The following is a 19,101-nucleotide window of genomic DNA, read 5'->3' as shown; positions in this document are numbered from 1 at the left end:
GGGCCGGCCCGGACGTCAGGCCCCCTCCGACAGCAGGTCCGCCACCCGGCGCGCGGTGGCCGCGTCGCGGGCCGCGGTGAACGGCAGGGTGTTGCCGCCGGTGATGCGGAAGGGCTCGCCCGAGCGGGTCAGGTGGGCGCCGCCCGCCTCCTCGACCAGCAGCAGGCCCGCGGCGTGGTCCCAGGCGGCCTCCCAGGAGAAGGCGACGGCGTCCAGTCGGCCGCGGGCGATGGCGAGGTACTCCAGTCCGGCCGAGCCGCAGGCGCGCGGGGACACTCCCGGCGTCCGCAGGCCGAGCAGGGCGTGCTTCTGCTCGTCCGTGGTGAAGTCGGGGTGGGAGGTGGCCACCTCCAGGTCCCGGCCGGGGTCGGGCGCGCCGCTGGTCAGGCGCTCGCCGTCCAGGAAGGCGCCGCGGCCCCGCACGGCGGTGGCCAGTTGGCCGCGGGCGGGGGCGTAGGTCCACGAGGCGTGCAGGACGCCGCCCCGGGCGAGTGCGACCAGGGTGCAGAACCCGTCCTCGCCGTGCACGAACTGCCGGGTCCCGTCGACGGGATCGACGATCCAGACCGGCGCGTCGCCGCGGATCGCCTCGTACGTCAGCGGGTTGGCGTGCACCGCCTCCTCGCCGACCACGACGGAGCCGGGCAGGAGGGCGGCGAGCGCCTCGGTGAGATACAGCTCGGCCTTGCGGTCGGCGTCCGTCACCAGGTCGTGCGGCCCGGTCTTCCGGTCGACCTCGTGCGCGGCGAGCTGCCGCCAGCGCGGCATGATCTCGGTCGCGGCGGCCTCGCGGATCGCCTCCTCCACGGCGGAGGCGATCCGGTCGGGAAACTCTTCGACGGTTCCGTTGCTTTCGATCACTCCCCCATCACACCACGCGCCGCCGACGGTCCCCTCCCGCCCGGTGCACTCCGGGGGGAACCGGTGTGAACTTCCCGGGCGCGCAGTCCGCGGCCGGGTCAGCGGCCGACCGCGTAGCCCTGCATACCCCGCGGGTTGGCCGCCGCCGACAGGATCCCCGTCTCCGGGTCCCGGGCGACCGCGCACAGGCGCCCCTCCGACCAGGGGCCGCCGACGGTCACGTGGTGGCCGCGGCGCCGCAGCTCCGCGACGACGGCCGGGTCGGTGCGGGACTCGACGGTGACGCTGCCGGGGCGCGTGCCGCGCGGGTAGAAGGAGCCCGGGAAGCTGTCGTTGTGCCAGTCGGGGGCGTCGATCGCGCCCTGGAGGTCGAGGCCGCCGCGCACCGGCGGGCGCAGCGCGAGGGCCAGGAGGAAGTGCAGCTGCCACTGGTCCTGCTGGTCGCCGCCGGGCGTGCCGAACGCCAGGACGGGCACGCCGTCGCGCAGGGCGATCGAGGGCGTGAGGGTGGTGCGGGGGCGGCGGCCCGGGGTGAGGGAGTTCGGCAGGCCCTCCTCCAGCCAGGTCATCTGCAGCCGGGTGCCGAGCGGGAAGCCCAGTTCGGGTACGACGGGGTTGGACTGCAGCCAGCCGCCGCTGGGGGTGGCGGCGACCATGTTGCCCCAGCGGTCGACGACGTCGAGGTGGCAGGTGTCGCCGCGGGTGCCGCCGTCGGCGGCGGTGTGCAGGACGTCCGGCTCGCCCGGCACGGGGGACGCCGGGCGCTTCGCGACCGTCGGCTCGCCGGTGCCCGGCGCGTCGGAGGCGGCCCGGCCGGGGACCTCCCCGCGCGCGTGCCCGCACAGGCGGGGGGTGCGTCCGCCGGGGCTGCCGGGCCGCAGTTCGAAGGAGGCCCGCTCCCCCACCAGCCGGCGCCGTTCGGCGTTGTAGCCGGCCGACAGCAGATCGCCGAGCGGCACCTCGGCCGCGTCCCCGTACCAGGCCTCCCGGTCGGCCATGGCGAGCTTGCAGCCCTCGATCAGCAGGTGGACGTAGTCGGCGGAGCCGTAGGGGGGCAGTTCGGGCGGGAGCAGCGCGAGCTGCTGGAGCAGCACCGGGCCCTGGCTCCAGGGTCCGGCCTTGCACACGGTCCAGCCGTTCCAGTCGTACGTCACGGGCGTCTCGTACGTCGCCGACCAGGCGGCGAGGTCGGCGGCGGTGAGGGTGCCGGTGTGCCGCTCGCCGCTGGTGTCCAGGGTGGGCCGCCGGGCCTGCCGCACCAGGGCCTCGGCGATGAAGCCGGTGCGCCACACCTCGCGGGCCGCCTCGATCTGCGCCTGCCGGTCCCCGGCGCCGGCGGTCTCGGCGAGCAGCCGCCGCCAGGTGGCGGCGAGGGCGGGGTTGCGGAAGAGCCGGCCGGGGCGGGGCGGCCGGCCGTCCGGCAGGTACACCTCGGCCGACGAGGTCCACTCCGTCTCGAACAGCTTCCGCACGGTCTCGACGGTCTCGCCGACGCGCTCCACGGGCGCGTGCCCGTGTTCGGCGTATCCGATGGCGTACTTCAGGACGTCGGCGAGGGACTTGGTGCCGTGGTCGCGCAGCAGCAGCATCCAGGCGTCGAACGCGCCGGGCACCGCGGCGGCGAGCGGGCCGGTGCCGGGCACCAGGTCGAGCCCCAGTCCCCGGTAGTGGGCGATCGTCGCGCCCGCGGGGGCCACGCCCTGCCCGCACAGCACCCGCACCTCGCCGCCCGCCGGGGCGAGCAGGATCGGCGCCTCGCCGGCGGGCCCGTTCAGGTGCGGCTCGACCACGTGCAGCACGAACGCGCCCGCCACGGCCGCGTCGTACGCGTTGCCGCCGCTCTCCAGGACGGCCATCGCGGACTGGGAGGCCAGCCAGTGGGTGGAGGACACCATGCCGAAGGTGCCCTGGAGGGTGGGGCGGGTGGTGAACATACGGCCTCTCACCTCGCTGTTCCCGCGCACCGGACGGACCGGTGGGCGCTCAGGACGGGGTCCGGGGAGGTCGGGCCGGTGCCCTCCCCCGGTCGCTCCCCGGCAGGCTACCGACCGCCTCGCGCCCCCTGCGCCCCGCCCCGGGCGCGAAGGGGGCGCGAGGGGCCGGGGGCGACGGCCGGTGAGGAACGCCCCGGTCGCGCGGCACGGGCCGCGGCCGGCTCCCCCGCCCCGGTACGGGCGACGCGGGCACGCGCCCCGGCGCGTGGCGCCCGTCCCGCGGGGCCGCTTGCCGCCGTCCGGGACGCCCACGGGCCCGGTGTCCTCGTGCGCGCCGGATCGCCCGCGCGTCCGGCACGCACACGGGGCCCGGCCGTCCTGTCGGCCGGGCCCCGCGGCGAAGGCGCGCGTACGGGTCAGATCACCATCGGTACCAGCGGCCCCGGCCGCCACCGGCGGTGGTGGAGCGCATGACGAAACCGAGGAGCCACACCACCAGGACGGCGACGGCGACCCACCAGAGGACCTCGACGGCGAAGCCGGCGCCGAAAAGGATCAGCGCGAGAAGCAGAACAAGCAGCAGGGGAACCATTTTTATCGACCTCCTGCACGCTCGTCTGCCCTGTGATTCCGTCGCCACTCTCCGGCGCCGCTTTGTTTGTGAAGGGAATGCCGGGGCACAAGCGGGTCACCGTGACAGCGGCACACGACCTATCAGGAGGTGCTCTTCCATGACCGCCGGCGAGAAGGCCAAGGCAAAGGGCGAACAGATCGAGGGCAAGACCAAGGAAGTCGTGGGAAACGCCGCCGGAAACGACCGCATGGCCGCCGAGGGACGGGCGGAAAAGAGCACGGGTGATGCCCGTGCGGCCAAGGAAAAGGCGAAGGACGTGTTCAAGCGCTGACCCCGTCTTCTTCGCCGAGAATCAGAAAAGGGCTTGCCCCGCGTGATTGCGGGCGGGCCCTTTTCGGCGAAATCACCGGGGCGGGCGGGAGCGTCCGCGTCATGGACGGTGCGGACGGTCGCACGCCCCGGGGACCGCGCGGCGGCGGACAGCGGGACCGGCCCGGGTGAAACCCCGGACACACCCGGACCGGACGACACCGCTTCGCCCAGGTCTGAGCCGGGCGAAGCGGGGCAACCGTGCCGGAGCGGCTACGCATTCCCTGTCGAGAACCGAGGTGAACCATGACGCAGGACCTGACCCCGAAGTACACGGTGCCCGGCATCGAGCGCGAGGCGGCCGGCCGGCTGATCGGCCTGCTCCGGATGCGCCTGCACGCGCTCAACGATCTGCACCTGACCCTCAAGCACGTGCACTGGAACGTGGTCGGCCCGCACTTCGTCGCCATCCACGAGATGATCGACCCGCAGGTGGACCGGGTCCGGGACATGGCCGACGACGTGGCGGAGCGCATCGCCGCGCTCGGCGGCGTCGCCCAGGGAACGCCGGGAGCGCTGGTCGCCGAGCGCACCTGGGACGACTACTCCATCGGCCGGGCCGACGCGATCGCCCATCTCGGGGCGCTCGACCTCGTCTACACGGGAGTGCTCGAGAGCCTCCGTGCCGCGATCAAGGAGGCGGGCGACCTCGACACCGCCACCGAGGACCTGCTCATCGGACAGCTGCGCGACCTGGAGCAGTTCCAGTGGTTCGTGCGGGCCCACCTGGAGAGCGCGGGCGGCACGCTCGCCACGGAGCAGGCCCGGACGGAGGAGGAGGCCGCGGACAAGGGAGCCGAGCTCGGCTGAGCGGCCCCGTGCCGACGGCCGGCGGTGGCGAACCCGCTCCCGCCGGCGGCCGCGGAAAGGGCTCCGGCCGGCGCTCGGGCGACGGCCCGCCGCTCCGGCTCGCCGCCGTCGGCCCCGTGACGCGGGGTGCCGGGTCGATGACGCGGCGTGCACCGGTGCCGGGTCCGGCCCTGCCCGGAGCCGCCGGCCGTCACAGCGGCGGCATCGGGCCGACCGGCTCGGAATCGGCCAGGGTCTAACCTGTGAGGTTCATGGCCGTACCGTTGTCCATGATCCTCCGTTTCGGTTGTCGAGGTGCGAGCAGTGCAGGACGTCCGGTTCGACCTGTCGGCTTTCGGTCTCAGTGAGACGGCCCGATGCGGCGCCCTGCTGCGGAAGGCCGTCAGCGGTGCGCCGTCACCGGACGCGGCGGCCCAGCGAGTCGCCGACTTCTTCTACGACAGCCTGGCCGACGGGCGGGACGGACGCGCCTGCCCCGCGGTGGGCGTCTTCCTCGCCGGGCCGTGGGACACCGCCCCCGGGGCGCCGGCGGTCGCGGGGCCTCCCGCCGCCGCGCGGCGTCCGGCGCTGGCGGGATTCCGCGGCCCGCACCGCCACCGGCCCGGCGCAGCGGGCCCCGATCCGCTGCGGGTGCCCGTGCCGTCGCCGGAGGCCGCCCGCGAGGCGCCGTTGGTGCACCGGCTGTTCGAACGCCTGGAGGTCGCGGCCGGGGACGCGGCCGGCGCCGCGTCCCCCGGGGGCGGCGTCGGGGTCGTGCACGTGTCCTCCAGCCAGGAGGACGGGCTGGAGGACCTCCTTCCGGGGCAGGGCGTCCGTTCCGTGCTGGCCTTCGGGGGAGCCCTGGCACCGGGTGAGTGGTTCGCGGTGGTGCTGTTCTCCCGCGTTCCGCTGGCCGCCGAGGTCGTCACGCTCTTCCGCACCGTCACCGGCAGCACGCGCTTGGCGCTGCTGTCCGCCGGCCGGGCGGCGCCCGCCGTGGAGGCCGACGCGGTGCGCGCCCTTCTGGAGGACATGGAGAGCCTGGTGGGGCAGCGGGCCGCGCGCCTGCAGTCGGCGGTGGCCGAGCTGCGCTCCGCCACGACGGAGCTGCGCCGCTCCCAGCGGGAGCTGGAGCAGCGGGAGCGGGAACTGCGCGAGGAGGCGGCGATCGTCGAGCTGCTGCAGGAGGCCGGCAGCGCCCTGGCGGCGGAACTCGACCTCGACGCGCTGGTCCAGCACGCGGTCGACGCCGCCACCCGCCTGTCCGGGGCCGCGTTCGGCGCCTTCTTCTACAACGTCCTGGGGGAGACCGGGGAGTCGTACCTGCTCTACGTGATCTCCGGTGTGGACCGGTCGGCCTTCGACAAGTTCCCCATGCCGCGCAACACCCGCGTCTTCGAGCAGACCTTCCGGGGACTCGGGGTGGTGCGGTCCGACGACATCACCGAGGATCCGCGGTACGGCCACAACGCGCCCCACCACGGCATGCCGGAAGGCCACCTGCCGGTGCGGAGCTACCTGGCCGTTCCGGTGATGTCCCGGGGGACGGTGCTCGGCGGGTTCTTCTTCGGACATCCCGAGCGGGGGGTCTTCACCGAACGGCACGAACGCCTGGTGACCGGAGTCGCCGCGCAGACCGCCGTGGCCCTGCAGAACGCGCAGACGTACCGCCAGGAGCGGGAAGCGGCCATGGAGTTGCAGCGCCACCTCCTGCCGGTCCTGCCGCGCGTCGACGGGATCGCCAGCGCGTCGCGGTACCTGCCCGCGGCACGGGACCGCGGCGCCGGCGGTGACTGGGTGGACCTCATACCGCTCCCGGACGGGCAGGTCGCGCTGGTCGTCGGCGACGTGATGGGCAAGGGGGTCAGGGCGGCCGCGGTCATGGGCCAGATCCGCACGGCCTGCCGGGCCTACGCACAGCTCGGGCTCGCCCCCGCCGACGTGCTGGAGCAGCTGAGCGTCCTGGTGGACGGCATCGCTCCCGGCTCCATCGCCACCTGCGCCTACGCGGTGCTCGACACCCGCCGGGACCGGTTGCGCGCCGCCGTCGCCGGGCACCTGCCGCCCGCCCTGCGCTCCCCGGGGGGCGAGGTGAGGTTCCTGGACGAGAAGGTCGGACCGCCGCTGGGGGTGGGCAGGTGCCGCTACGCGGAGCAGGAGGTCCCCCTGCCGCCCGGATCGCGGCTGCTGCTGTACACCGACGGTCTGGTCGAGCGCCGCGACCGCCCCATCGACGACGGGCTGCGCCGGCTGCGGGAGCTGCTGGCCGGGCCCGTGGGAGAGATCGAGGCGGACTGCGACTCCTGGCTGGAGGCCCTGGCCGGCGGGCAGCACGACGACGACATCGCCCTGCTGTACCTGCACCGGCCCGAGGACGCCTCGCAGCAGGTGGTGACGGTCGCCCGGGACTATCCCCCGGTCTCCGGCGCGGTCCCCGACGCCCGCGACATGGTGGCCCGGACCATGCGCGAGTGGGGTCTGCGCCATCTGGCGAACGACATGATGCTGATCGCGGACGAGATGGTCGCCAACGCCGTCCGCCACGCCAGGACACCGCTGCGCGTCGAGCTGCGGCGGACCGGTGAGCGCGTCGTCCTGGAGGTCACGGACAGCAGTCCCGAGGAGCCCCGTCTGATCGTCTCCCCTCCCGGGGAGTTCGGGCACCGGGGCATATTCCTCGTCGACGCCATCGCGACACGGTGGGGCACCCGCCGGATCGAGGGAGGGAAAGTGGTGTGGGCGGAGGTCAAGACCTCGTGACGACGTATCCCGGTCGGCTCCTCGACCGGAACCAGGACAGCCGGCCGCCCCGTTCGTCCCGCACACAGGAGAGTCGCCCCCGATGACCACCTCCCCCGGCCCCGAGGCGCACGAGCCCGCCGACGGCTCGCCGTCCGTCGACCCCAACGGCCTGCTCCCCGCCGGCCCGACGCTGACCCTCGCCTCGCGCCGCGGCCCGCGGCACGCGGTCATCGCCGTGGGCGGCCCCATCGACTACCACACCGCCCCCCAGTTGCTGGGGCACCTCACCACCGCGGAGATGCAGGAGGTCCCGCTGCTGGTGCTGGACCTGACCCACGTGGACTTCTGCGACTCCAGCGCCCTGGGGGTGTTCGTCGACATCCACCGCCGCCGTTCGGACGCCGGACGCCGGTTCGCGCTGACCGGTGTCCAGCCGGAGGTCAGACGCATCCTCGAACTCACCCGCCTCACGTCCGTCCTGCCGCTGCACGAGACGGCCAAGGACGCGCTCTCCGGGGACTGACCGTCCCGCCCCGGCCGGTCCCGCCGAGGAACGGCGGCGGTCCGGACGGCCGCCTCGGGGTGCGCGTCCGCCGGAAGCCGGGCCGGCCGGGAATCTCCCGCCGCCGGCCCGGCGTTGCCCCTGCGGACAGGAACGAGGAAAGGGAGACGGTCGGGTGCACGGCGAGTACAAGGTTCCCGGCGGCAAGCTCGTCGTCGTGGACGTGGAGGCCGAGGACGGCGTGCTGCGGCACGTGCGCGTGGCGGGCGATTTCTTCCTGGAGCCGGACGAGGCGCTCGACGCGGTGAACCGCGCGCTGGAGGGCGCCCCGGCGGACACGGACGCGGCGGGCCTGGCCGCCCGGATCGACGCGGCGCTGCCCGAGGGGACCGTGATGTACGGGCTGACCTCGGAGGGCGTCGGGATCGCGGTGCGCCGGGCGCTCGCGCACGCCACCGACTGGACCGACTACGACTGGCAGCTGATCCACGAGGGGCCGCAGCCCCCGGCCCTGCACATGGCGCTGGACGAGGTCCTGACGGCCGAGGTCGCCGCGGGGCGGCGCCCGCCCACGCTGCGCGTGTGGGAGTGGGGCGCCCCGGCGGTGATCATCGGCAGCTTCCAGTCGCTGCGCAACGAGGTCGACCCGGACGCCGCCGCCCGCCACGGCATCGAGGTGGTGCGGCGGATCTCCGGCGGCGGCGCGATGTTCGTGGAGCCGGGCAACACGATCACCTACTCGCTGTCCGTGCCGGAGGCGCTCGTGCAGGGGCTGTCCTTCCAGGACAGCTACGCCTACCTCGACGACTGGGTGCTCGGTGCGCTCGGCGATCTGGGGATCCGGGCCTGGTACCAGCCGCTGAACGACATCGCCACGGACCAGGGCAAGATCGCGGGCGCCGCCCAGAAGCGGATCGTGGGACCCGGCGGAGCGCCCGGGGCCGTGCTGCACCACGTGACGATGGCGTACGACATCGACGCCGACAAGATGCTCGACGTGCTGCGCATCGGCCGGGAGAAGCTGTCCGACAAGGGCACCGGGAGCGCGAAGAAGCGGGTGGATCCGCTGCGGCGGCAGACCGGCCTGCCGCGCGAGGCCATCATCGAGCGGATGATCGACTCCTTCCGCGGCCGGTACGGGCTGACGGACGGCAAGGTGACGGACGAGGAGCTGGCCCGCGCGGAGGAGCTGGCCCGCACGAAGTTCACGTCCGCCGAGTGGACGGCCCGGGTGCCCTGACCCCGGGCCGGAGCCCCGCGGCGCCGGTGGCGGTGGTCCGGCGCCGGCCGGGACCTCGCCCCGCGCCGAACCACCTCGAACCACCCCGGACAAGCCCCGAAACACCCGAAAACGGCGCCTCGGCGGTGTGCCGGCGTCACCGTCCGCCTACGGAGCGGGGTGGCGCTTCCGCCCCACAGGGAGTCATGTGACACTGGCGTCCCGTCCGCAGTGCGGACTCCCTCCGCACCGTCCCCCACGAGAAGTGCGCCGTGCGTTCTCTTCCTCTGCCCCTCGCCCTGACCGCACGCCTGTCCCCGGTGGTCGTGCTCGCCGCGGCGGGCTGGGCGCTGTCGTCCGGTCCGCCCGCCGCGACGCCGGACGCCGGACGCCCGCAGGCCGAACCGTCCGGGGCCCCGCCCGTCTCCGCCCCCGCCGCCGAGGCCGTGTCGCGGGACCACACCTCCGCGCCCGCGCCGTGCGCCAGCCTGTCCGGGAAGACGATCACGTCGCTCGTGCCGGGCGCCGAAACGGCGGGCAAGGAGATCCCGTCGACGGATGCGGAGAAGCGCCGCACCTGCTCGTGGAACGCCCTCAAGGGGTACGACTACCGCTGGCTCGACGTCTCCTTCGAGATCAAGGAGTCGGACGAGGCGGCGCGGCAGGCGTACCGGGAGCGCACCGAGGAGAAGAGCGGCGGAGGCACGGTCCCGGGCCTCGGCGACGCGGGCTACTCGGTCGTGAACCTCACCACCGAGGACAAGCAGCAGACGCGCGAGGGCGTGGTGGTCGCCCGCGCGTCCAACGCGCTGGTGATCGTCACGTACAACGGCAGTGACTTCGAGACGAAGAAGGCGCCCGGCACGGACGAGATCAACAAGGGCGCCATCAAGGCCGCCAAGGAGGCGGTGGCGGCGCTGGAGGAGGGGCGGGGCTGACCGCCCTGCCCCCGCGCACGGACCGGCCCCGTCCGTCGGGCGGCGGCCGGTCCGGGGGCGGCGCGGGGTGTCAGGCGCCGACGGCCGGGATCACCCGCGCGCCGTAGGCGTCGATCACGGCTTCCTGCGCGTCGTGCATGTCGTAGACGGCGAACTGGTCGACGCCCAGGTCGCGCAGCGCGGTCAGCTTCTCCACGTGTCGCTCGGCCGGTCCGATGACGCAGAACCGGTCGACGATCTCGTCCGGCACGAACCGGGTGCCGGGGTTGCCGCTGCGCCCGTGGTGGGCGTAGTCGTAGCCCTCGCGCGCCTTGATGTAGCCGGTGAGTTCGTCCGGTACGGCGCCGGAGTGCTCGCCGTACCGGGCGACCAGGTCGGCGACGTGGTTGCCGACCATCCCGCCGAACCAGCGGCACTGCTCGCGGGCGTGGGCGAGCGCCCCGGGCGAGTCGTCCTCGGTGACGTACGCCGGCGCGGCGACGCACACCGTGACCTCGGCCGGGTCGCGGCCGGCGGCGGCCGCCGCGTCCTTGACGGCCTTGACCATGTACTCGGCCAGGTAGAGGTCGGCGAGCTGAAGGATGAACCCGTCGGCCTCCTCACCGGCCATCCGCAGGGCCCTGGGCCCGTACGCGGCCATCCAGACCGGGAGTTCGGCGCCCGGCCCGATCCAGGGGAACCGGACGACCGTGCCGCCGCCGAGGTCGGCCTCCCGGCCGCTGCCCAGCGCCCGGATCACCTTCATGGCCTCGCTGATGCGGGCGAGCGTGTCGGGCCTGCGGCCGGCCACGCGCATCGCGGAGTCGCCGCGGCCGATGCCGCAGACGGTGCGGTTGCCGAACATGTCGTTGAGGGTGGCGAAGGCGGAGGCGGTGACCTCCCAGGTGCGGGTGCCCGGGTTGGTGACCATCGGGCCGACCTTCAGCCTGGTGGTGTGCGCCAGGATCTGGCTGTAGATCACGAACGGCTCCTGCCACAGCACGGCGGAGTCGAAGGTCCAGCCGTGGGTGAAGCCGTTGCGCTCGGCCCGCTGCATCAGGCTGACGACGCGGGAGGCCGGCGGGTCGGTCTGCAGGACGAGTCCGAAGTCCATCCGGTGTCCTCCTAGCTGAGGTACTGGCAGGTGGAGCGCGGGACGTAGACGCCGTGGCCCTTGCGTCCGGTGTACTCCCGCTCGGTGACGACGGGTTCGCCGCGCGAGAACACGGTCTCCACGCGGCCGGTGACGCGCCGGCCCTCGTACGCCGAGTAGTCGACGTTCATGTGGTGCGTGGCGGCGGACAGGACCTGCTCGGCGTGCGGGTCGTAGATCACCACGTCGGCGTCGGCGCCCGGCGCGATCGTGCCCTTCTTCGGGTACAGGCCGAACATCCGCGCCGGGGTGGCGCAGGCGACCTCGATCCAGCGGCGGCGCGAGAGGTGCCCGTCGAGGACGGCCTGGTGGAGCAGGTCCATGCGGTTCTCCACGCCCGGCAGCCCGTTGGGGATCCTGGAGAAGTCGCCCCGGCCCAGCTCCTTCTGGCCGGCGAAACAGAAGGGGCAGTGGTCCGTCGACACCACCTGGAGGTCGTCGGTGCGCAGGCCCCGCCACAGCCGGGCCTGGTGCTCGCGGGGCCGCAGCGGTGTGGAGCACACGTACTTCGCGCCCTCGAAGCCGGGTTCCGCCAGGTTGTCCACGGACAGGAACAGGTACTGCGGGCAGGTCTCCCCGAAGACGTCCAGCCCCTCGTCGCGGGCCCGGGCCAGCTCGGCGACCGCCTCCGCCGCCGAGACGTGCACGACGTACAGGGGCGCGCCGGCCACCTGCGCGAGCCGGATGGCGCGGTGGGTGGCCTCGGCCTCCAGCAGCGCCTTGCGGACCTCCCCGTGGTACCGCGGGCCGGTCTCGCCCCGGGCGAGGGCCTGCTCCACCAGCACGTCGATCGCGATGCCGTTCTCCGCGTGCATCATGATCAGCCCGCCGTTCCCGGCGCAGCGCTGCATGGCCCGCAGGATCTGGCCGTCGTCGCTGTAGAAGACGCCCGGATACGCCATGAACTGCTTGAACGAGGTGACGCCCTCCTCCACGAGGAGGTCCATCTCCTTCAGCGTCTCCTCGTTCACATCGGAGACGATCATGTGGAATCCGTAGTCGACCGCGCAGTTGCCCTCGGCCTTGGCGTGCCAGGCGTCCAGGCCCTCGCGCAGGGAGCGGCCGACGCTCTGCACCGCGAAGTCGACGATCGTGGTCGTGCCGCCCCAGGCGGCGGCCCGGGTGCCGGTCTCGAAGGTGTCGGAGGCGAAGGTGCCGCCGAACGGCAGCTCCATGTGGGTGTGGACGTCCACGCCGCCCGGGATGACGTACTTGCCGGTCGCGTCGACGACCCTCCCGCTCCGCCCGGCCGTGAAGGACTCGGCGGCCGGGGTGCCGGACGCGGCGAGGGCGGCGATGCGGCCGTCCTCGATCAGGACGTCGGCGTGGACCTCGTCGGACGCGGTGACGACGAGACCGCCGCGGATGACGGTACGGCTGCTCATGCTGCTGCTCCCTCTCCTGGCGTGATCGGGGCGGGCCGGGGCGCGGCCGGCGGGCGCCCGGGGCTTCGACGCCGCCGTCGTGGCGTGCCCCGGCCCGGCGCACGGCTACGGGATGCTCCGCAGGGCGCGTTCGAGGATCGCGGCGCCCTCCTCGGCCTCCGCGACGGTGAGCGACAGCGGCGGGGCGATGCGCAGGGCGCTGGTGTCGTGCCCGCCGCCCTTGCCGATGAGCAGCCCGCCCTCGCGGGCCGCCTCCAGCACGGCGGCCACGGCCTGCGGGTCGGCCTCGTCGGTGCCGGGCTTCGTCAGCTCAATGCCGATCATCAGCCCGCGGCCGCGCACCTCCCGCACGTGCTCCACCCGCGCGGCGGCGGACCGCAGCCGCTCGATGAGCATCCCGCCGACCCGCCGGGCGTTGCCCTGGAGGTCGTGCTCCAGCAGGTAGGTGAGGTTGGCGAGGCCGGCCGCCATGGTGATCTGCGTGCCGCCGAAGGTGGAGATGCTGTGCGCGTCCAGGCAGTTCATGATCTCGGCGCGGGCGACGACCCCGCCGATGGACATGCCGTTGCCGATGCCCTTGGCGAAGGTCATGATGTCCGGCGGCCCGTTGCGTCCGTGCGCCTGCCAGCCCCAGAAGTGGTCGCCGGTGCGGCCCCAGCCGGTCTGCACCTCGTCGGCGATCCACAGGATGCCGCGCTGGTGCAGCACCTCGCGGAAGGCCGCGTACAGGCCGTCCGGGGGCGAGGTGAAGCCGCCGACGCCCTGCACCGGCTCGGCGATCAGCGCGGCCGGCGGGCGGGTGTGGCCGAGCAGGTCCTTCAGGTCGTCGACGCAGGCCGCGATGAACGCGTCGTCGTCCAGGGAGGCGTACGGGCCGCGGGTGCGCACCCCGCCGTGCACGTACAGCGTCTGCAGCGGGGACAGGGACGTCGGGGACCAGCCGCGGTTGCCGGTGACGCCGACCGCGCCGAACGAGCGGCCGTGGTAGCTGTTGCGCATCGCCAGGACGGTGTTGCTGCGCCGGTACGTCGTCGCCAGCAGCAGGGCGGTGTCGTTGGCCTCGGTGCCGGAGGTGGTGAAGAACACCCGGGCGTCGGGGATGCCGGACAACTGGGCGACGCGCTCGGCGAGGTCGACCATCGGCCGGTTGAGGTAGAGCGTCGAGGAGTGGACGATCCGCCCGGCCTGCTCGCTCACCGCCTTCGTCACCTCGGGCAGGGCGTGCGCGGTCATCGTCGTCAGGATGCCGCCGAAGAAGTCCAGGTACCGCTTCCCGGCGGCGTCCCAGACGTGCCGGCCCTCGCCGTGCGTGATCTCGACGGGGTCCTCGTAGTACAGGGCGAGCCAGTCGGGCAGGACGCGGCGGTGGCGCCACAGCAGGTCCCTGGTCACGGCCGCACCAGCCCCTCGTAGGCGTCGGGGCGGCGGTCGCGGTAGAACGCCCACTGCCGGCGCACGTCCTCGACGAGGCCGAGGTCCAGGTCGCGGACCAGGAGTTCCTCCTCGGTGTCGCCGGCGGCCTCGCCGACGAGCTGTCCGCGCGGATCGACGAAGTACGAGGTCCCGTAGAAGTCGTTGTCGCCGTACTCCTCCTGCCCCACGCGGTTGATCGCGGCGACGAAGTACGCGTTGGCGACGGCCGCCGCGGGCTGTTCCAGGCGCCACAGGTGGGAGGACAGGCCGCGGTGCGTGGCGGACGGGTTGTAGACCAGCTGGGCGCCGTTCAGGCCCAGTTGCCGCCAGCCCTCCGGGAAGTGGCGGTCGTAGCAGATGTAGACGCCGACCTTGCCGGCGGCGGTGTCGAAGACGGGCCAGCCGAGGTTGCCCGGCCTGAAGTAGTACTTCTCCCAGAAGCCCTCGACCTGCGGGATGTGGTGCTTGCGGTACTTGCCGAGGTAGGCGCCGTCGGCGTCGATCACGGCCGCGGTGTTGTAGTAGAAGCCGGACTGCTCGACCTCGAACACCGGCGCGACGATCACCATGCCGGTGTCGCGCGCGAGGTCCCGCATGCGGCGCACCGTCGGCCCGTCGGGCACCGGCTCGGCCCAGCGGTAGTGCTCCGGTTCCTGGACCTGGCAGAAGTAGGGGCTGTTGAAGACCTCCTGGAACCCGATGATCCTCGCGCCCTGCCGGGCCGCCTCGCGGGCGTGCTCCTCGTGTTTCGCCACCATGGACTCGGTGTCGCCGGTCCACGTGGCCTGGACCAGGGCGGCACGTACGACGTTGGCCATGAGCTGCTCCTTCGACGGGACGTCAGAGCCTCTACGCCCGTAGACGCAGGTCGTAGAGGGACGAACGTAAGCCCCGGGGGCGGGCTTGCCAAGAGCATCGTCGGCAACCCGCGGAGTCGATCGTGTTTCACACCCCGGTGGGTGAGTCGTGGGACCGGTGGGGGGCGCCGGAGCGGTCCCGGGCGGTGAGCCCGGCGGCCCGCAGGGCGTTCAGCAGGTCCCGGTGCCGCTCGGCGGAGACGCCCCGGGCCGCCCGGAGCAGCAGCGGCACGAGCGTGTGCGGATCGGGCTCCGCGCCGCGGGCGGCCTCCTCCGGGGTGCGGGCGCGGACGCAGGCGTCGAGCAGCGCGTGCGCCTCGCGGTGGCGGCCCTCGCCGACCAGCCCGAGCACGGCTCGCCCCAGGTCGCCGGCGGGCCGCGCCACGCCCTGCCGCAGGACCTGCCGCCCGTCCGCGCCGCGCCCCGCCGCGGCCAGCGCGTCGGCGACGGGGACGAGCCGGCCGGCGGGCAACGAGGCGGCCTCCCACAGCAGGGTCGCCCAGTCGGCGCCCAGTCCGGCGGCCGGCAGTGCGGCGGCCAGCAGCGGGAAGCGGACGGCGGGCCAGTACGCGATCTCGGCGAGCAGGGCGTGCGCCTCGCCGCTGCGCCCCTCGGCGCGCAGCCGCGCCAGCGTCTCCACCGCCCCGGCGACCTCCTCGCGGTCCACCGCGCCGGCCGCCTCGGCCCGCGGCTCCGCCCGCACCGGTGCCCGCGGCGCCTGCGCGGCCCCGGCGAACCGGGCCCCGCGCGGCGCACGGCCGCCGGTGTCCTCCGGCACCGGCAGGTCCGGCGCCGCCGGGGGGACGACGACGGGAGCGGCCTCCGCCTCGGCCGTCCCGGCGAACCGCGCGCTGCCCCGCCGGCGCTTGCGCTGCCCGGGGGTGGCGCGGGCGGGGTCCGCGCGGACGGGGTCGGTGGGGGCGGGGTGGCCGGGGGCCGGGCGCGTGGGGGCTGCGGGAGGGGCGGGGTCGAGGTCGCCTCCGGTGGGCCGCCGGGCGTCGTACCGGCCCGCCGGCGCGGCCGCGCGCCGGTCCAGCCCGGCCGTCCGGGCACGGAGTTCGGCGCACCGGGCAGCCGCCCTCGCGTGGTCGTCGCGGGCCCAGGCGAGGTCGAGGCGGAGCACGTCGGCCGCCTCGCGGGTGGCGGCGGAGGCGAGCAGCCGCTCCAGCTCCAGCTCCCGTTCGGCGGCGTACCGCTGCTCGCGGAGCATCGCGTCGAGCCGGTCCCGGAGGGCGTCGCGGGCGCCGGGCCGGGCGTCGTGGGCGGCGAGCGCGGCGGCGTGCAGGGCGCGCGCCCGTTCCGCCTCGGTCCGGGCGGCCTCCGGCCCGTACCCGGCCGCGAGATCCTGCAGCAGCGCCTCCACCACGTCCCAGGGCGGCACCTCCCGCCCGTCGAGGCAGGCCCGCATTCCCTCCGGGTCGCGCCGCCGGAACACCCCGCACCAGCCGCCGTCCTGGTCCAGGCGGGCCAGCAGGCCCCGAAGGTAGTCGGCGAACTCCCGTACCCGATCCGGGAGTCGATCCACGGCCACCGTTCACCCCCATCCGACTGGAACACTCCGGTCCGTAGCGAACACCAGCCGTGTTACGGAGCCGCTACGCGGAGTTTTCAGTGCGGACGCGGGCGCCTCCCCGCACCCGGGGGCCGAGCGGTGACGGCCGGGCCGGGGCACGGGACCCCCGGGGGCGGGGCGCCCCCGTCCCCGCGGAGCGGCCCGCCGCCCGGGCGCACCCCGGAACGGCCCGCCCGCCGACATGCCTCCCCGGACAGAACGTGCCATCGTGGCATGAGCGAGCCCCGACGCGGTTACCCGGCCTCGGCACATCGTCAGCGAAGGAACGGACACCATGACGAGCGGCTTCATAGGCCCGGAGGGCGACCCCTTCGCAGAATTCCTGGCCCGCTTCTTCGGCGGCCCGCGCCCCCGGCAGATCGACATCGGGCGCCTGCTCAGCCAGCCGGCGCGGGAACTGGTCCGCGGCGCCGCGCAGTACGCCGCCGAGCACGGCAGCCGGGACCTGGACACCCAGCACCTGCTGCGGGCCGCGGTGGCCGCCGAGCCGACCCGGAGCCTGCTGAGCCGGGCCGGCGCGGACCCCGACTCGCTGGCCTCGGAGATCGACGAGCGGTCCGGCCCGGCGCAGCACAAACCCAACGACGCTCCCCCGCCGACCTCCCTGTCCCTGACCCCGGCGGCCAAGCGCGCCCTGCTGGACGCGCACGACCTGGCCCGGGCGCGCGGCTACGGCTACATCGGCCCGGAGCACGTGCTCAGCGCGCTGGCCGCCAACCCCGACTCGGCGGCCGGGCACATCCTGAACGCGGCCCGGTTCGCCCCCCAGAAGCTGCCCCCCGAGACGCCGGAGGCCGCGCCGCCCCGCGGCCCGGAGGCGCCGCGGCCCTCGGCCACCCCGACCCTGGACAAGTACGGGCGCGACCTCACCGAGCTGGCCCGGCAGGGCCGTATCGACCCGGTGATCGGGCGGGACGAGGAGATCGAGCAGACCGTCGAGGTGCTCTCCCGCCGCGGCAAGAACAACCCGGTGCTGATCGGCGACGCGGGCGTCGGCAAGACCGCCATCGTGGAGGGGCTGGCGCAGCGCATCGCCGACGGGGACGTGCCCGACGTGCTCAGCGGGCGGCGGGTCGTCGCCCTGGACCTGACGGGCGTGGTCGCGGGCACCCGCTACCGGGGCGACTTCGAGGAGCGCCTGAACAACATCGTCACCGAGATCCGCGGCAACTCCGACCGTTTGATCATCTTCATCGACGAGCTGCACACCGTGGTCGGGGCCGGCGGGGGCGGCGAGTCCGGGGCGATGGACGCCGGCAACATCCTCAAGCCGGCCCTGGCCCGCGGCGAGCTGCACATCGTGGGCGCCACCACGCTGGAGGAGTTCCGCCGGATCGAGAAGGACGCGGCGCTGGCCCGCCGGTTCCAGCCGATCATGGTGCCGGAGCCGACCACGGCGGACGCGATCGAGATCCTGCGCGGGCTGCACGACCGCTACGAGGCCCACCACCAGGTCCGCTACACCGACGAGGCGCTGGTGGCCGCCGTCGAGCTGTCCGACCGCTACCTGCCCGACCGGCGGCTGCCGGACAAGGCGATCGACCTGATCGACCAGGCCGGCGCCCGGGTGCGGCTGCGGGCCCGGACCAAGGGCACGGACGTACGGGCCATGGAGCGCGAGGTCGAGCAGCTGACCCTGGACAAGGACCGGGCGGTCGCGGACGAGAGTTACGAGCAGGCCACACAGCTGCGCGACCGCATCGTGGAGCTGAAGCGGCGCATCGCCGAGGCCGGCGGGGACGTCGAGGCCGACGAGGGGCAGAACCTCGTGGTCGGCACCGAGGCCGTCGCCGAGGTGGTGTCCCGGCTGACCGGCATCCCCGTCAGCAGCCTCACCCAGGAGGAGAAGGACCGGCTGCTCGGCCTGGAGGCGCATCTGCACCAGCGGGTGGTCGGCCAGGAGGAGGCGGTGCGGGTCGTCTCCGACGCGGTGCTGCGCTCCCGGGCCGGGCTCGCCAGCCCCGACCGGCCGATCGGCAGCTTCCTGTTCCTCGGCCCGACCGGGGTCGGCAAGACGGAGCTGGCGCGGGCGCTCGCCGAGGCCCTGTTCGGCAGCGAGGACCGCATGGTCCGGCTCGACATGAGCGAGTACCAGGAGCGGCACACCGTCAGCCGCCTGGTGGGCGCCCCGCCCGGCTACGTCGGGCACGAGGAGGCCGGGCAGCTCACCGAGGTGGTGCGCCGGCACCCGTACTCGCTGCTGCTGCTCGACGAGGTGGAGAAGGCGCACCCGGACGTCTTCAACATCCTGCTCCAGGTCCTCGACGACGGGCGGCTGACCGACTCCCAGGGCCGCACGGTGGACTTCACCAACACCGTGATCGTGATGACCAGCAACCTCGGCTCCGAGGTGATCACCCGCCGCGGCGCCGGCATCGGCTTCGGGGCGGGCGGCGCCGACGCGGACGAGGAGGCCCGGCGGGAGCAGGTGCTGCGGCCGCTGCGCGAGCACTTCCGGCCGGAGTTCCTCAACCGCATCGACGAGATCGTGGTCTTCCGCCAGCTCAGCGCGGAGCAGCTGCGGCAGATCACCGACCTGCTGCTGGAGCAGACCCGTCGGCTGCTGCACGCCCAGGGCGTCGCGGTCGACTTCACCGACGCGGCCGTGGACTGGCTCGCCCGGCACGGCTACCAGCCGGAGTACGGCGCCCGCCCCCTGCGCCGCACCATCCAGCGCGAGGTCGACAACCAGCTCTCCCGGCTCCTGCTGGACGGCCGCGTCGGCCAGGACGGCCGGGTGACGGTCGACGTCCAGGACGGGCGGCTCGCGTTCCGCACCCAGGACCGGCCCGCGCCGGAGCTGTAGCCGGGTC

At 74.5% G+C, this 19,101-nt stretch carries 15 protein-coding genes; 7 read left to right on the top strand and 8 right to left on the bottom strand.

Translation table 11 applies throughout. From position 1 onward, the window contains the following. Nucleotides 1-15: 15 nt before the first annotated feature. The 3 genes from ABD363_RS19395 to ABD363_RS19385 all read right to left on the bottom strand — a co-directional run bounded on the left by ABD363_RS19395 (nt 16) and on the right by ABD363_RS19385 (nt 3,387). On the bottom strand, nt 16-861 hold the full coding sequence (locus tag ABD363_RS19395) for an inositol monophosphatase family protein (protein WP_344605224.1): 846 nt from the start codon (nt 859-861) through the stop codon (nt 16-18). Nucleotides 862-959: 98 nt separating this feature from the next. Next, nucleotides 960-2,795, bottom strand: a complete 1,836-nt coding sequence (locus ABD363_RS19390; RefSeq protein ID WP_344605222.1) for a gamma-glutamyltransferase family protein — start codon at nt 2,793-2,795, stop codon at nt 960-962. A 421-nt stretch (nt 2,796-3,216) separates the two neighbouring features. After that, nucleotides 3,217-3,387 carry a hydrophobic protein gene (locus ABD363_RS19385; protein WP_344605220.1) on the bottom strand — a complete coding sequence of 57 codons (171 nt, stop codon included), beginning with the start codon at nt 3,385-3,387 and terminating at the stop codon, nt 3,217-3,219. A 139-nt stretch (nt 3,388-3,526) separates the two neighbouring features. On the opposite strand from ABD363_RS19385, the gene ABD363_RS19380 reads away from it, so the two are divergent. The 6 genes from ABD363_RS19380 to ABD363_RS19355 all read left to right on the top strand — a co-directional run bounded on the left by ABD363_RS19380 (nt 3,527) and on the right by ABD363_RS19355 (nt 9,928). Beyond that, a complete protein-coding gene (locus ABD363_RS19380; protein WP_344605218.1) occupies nt 3,527-3,700 on the top strand; it encodes a CsbD family protein in 174 nt (57 codons plus the stop codon). A 284-nt stretch (nt 3,701-3,984) separates the two neighbouring features. Next, nucleotides 3,985-4,548 (top strand): Dps family protein, encoded by a 564-nt coding sequence (locus ABD363_RS19375; RefSeq protein WP_344605216.1) that lies wholly within the window; start codon nt 3,985-3,987, stop codon nt 4,546-4,548. A gap of 294 nt (nt 4,549-4,842) precedes the next feature. Continuing rightward, nucleotides 4,843-7,287, top strand: coding sequence for an ATP-binding SpoIIE family protein phosphatase (locus tag ABD363_RS19370; RefSeq protein WP_344605214.1), 2,445 nt, complete (start codon nt 4,843-4,845; stop codon nt 7,285-7,287). Between the two features lie 82 nt (nt 7,288-7,369). After that, a complete protein-coding gene (locus ABD363_RS19365; RefSeq protein WP_344605212.1) occupies nt 7,370-7,792 on the top strand; it encodes an STAS domain-containing protein in 423 nt (140 codons plus the stop codon). 154 nt (nt 7,793-7,946) lie between these two features. Then, the gene (lplAB, locus tag ABD363_RS19360) at nt 7,947-9,011 is read left to right on the top strand and encodes a lipoate-protein ligase LplAB (protein WP_344605210.1); all 1,065 of its coding nucleotides are present in this window, start codon (nt 7,947-7,949) and stop codon (nt 9,009-9,011) included. Nucleotides 9,012-9,262: 251 nt separating this feature from the next. Then, the gene (locus tag ABD363_RS19355) at nt 9,263-9,928 is read left to right on the top strand and encodes a hypothetical protein (RefSeq protein ID WP_344605208.1); all 666 of its coding nucleotides are present in this window, start codon (nt 9,263-9,265) and stop codon (nt 9,926-9,928) included. Between the two features lie 70 nt (nt 9,929-9,998). Here the strand turns inward: ABD363_RS19355 and ABD363_RS19350 are convergent, their stop codons facing one another. The 5 genes from ABD363_RS19350 to ABD363_RS19330 form a co-directional block, all read right to left on the bottom strand. Continuing rightward, a complete protein-coding gene (locus tag ABD363_RS19350) occupies nt 9,999-11,021 on the bottom strand; it encodes a TIGR03842 family LLM class F420-dependent oxidoreductase (protein WP_344605206.1) in 1,023 nt (340 codons plus the stop codon). An 11-nt stretch (nt 11,022-11,032) separates the two neighbouring features. Then, nucleotides 11,033-12,445: a dihydropyrimidinase gene (gene hydA / locus ABD363_RS19345; protein WP_344605204.1), complete on the bottom strand. Its 1,413-nt coding sequence runs from the start codon at nt 12,443-12,445 to the stop codon at nt 11,033-11,035. Nucleotides 12,446-12,550: 105 nt separating this feature from the next. Further along, the gene (locus ABD363_RS19340) at nt 12,551-13,837 is read right to left on the bottom strand and encodes an aspartate aminotransferase family protein (protein ID WP_344605202.1); all 1,287 of its coding nucleotides are present in this window, start codon (nt 13,835-13,837) and stop codon (nt 12,551-12,553) included. Then, nucleotides 13,834-14,676, bottom strand: coding sequence for a nitrilase-related carbon-nitrogen hydrolase (locus tag ABD363_RS19335; protein ID WP_344605200.1), 843 nt, complete (start codon nt 14,674-14,676; stop codon nt 13,834-13,836). Before ABD363_RS19335 ends, ABD363_RS19340 begins: the two co-directional genes overlap by 4 nt. 127 nt (nt 14,677-14,803) lie before the next feature. Further along, the gene (locus ABD363_RS19330) at nt 14,804-16,246 is read right to left on the bottom strand and encodes a hypothetical protein (protein WP_344605198.1); all 1,443 of its coding nucleotides are present in this window, start codon (nt 16,244-16,246) and stop codon (nt 14,804-14,806) included. Between the two features lie 316 nt (nt 16,247-16,562). On the opposite strand from ABD363_RS19330, the gene ABD363_RS19325 reads away from it, so the two are divergent. Beyond that, on the top strand, nt 16,563-19,094 hold the full coding sequence (locus ABD363_RS19325; RefSeq protein WP_344605196.1) for an ATP-dependent Clp protease ATP-binding subunit: 2,532 nt from the start codon (nt 16,563-16,565) through the stop codon (nt 19,092-19,094). The last annotated feature ends 7 nt before the right edge of the window (nt 19,095-19,101 follow it).

Source organism: Streptomyces glaucus (assembly GCF_039533365.1).
Taxonomy (GTDB): Bacteria; Actinomycetota; Actinomycetes; order Streptomycetales; family Streptomycetaceae; genus Streptomyces; species Streptomyces glaucus.
This window is presented reverse-complemented; position numbering and strand designations above follow the sequence as displayed.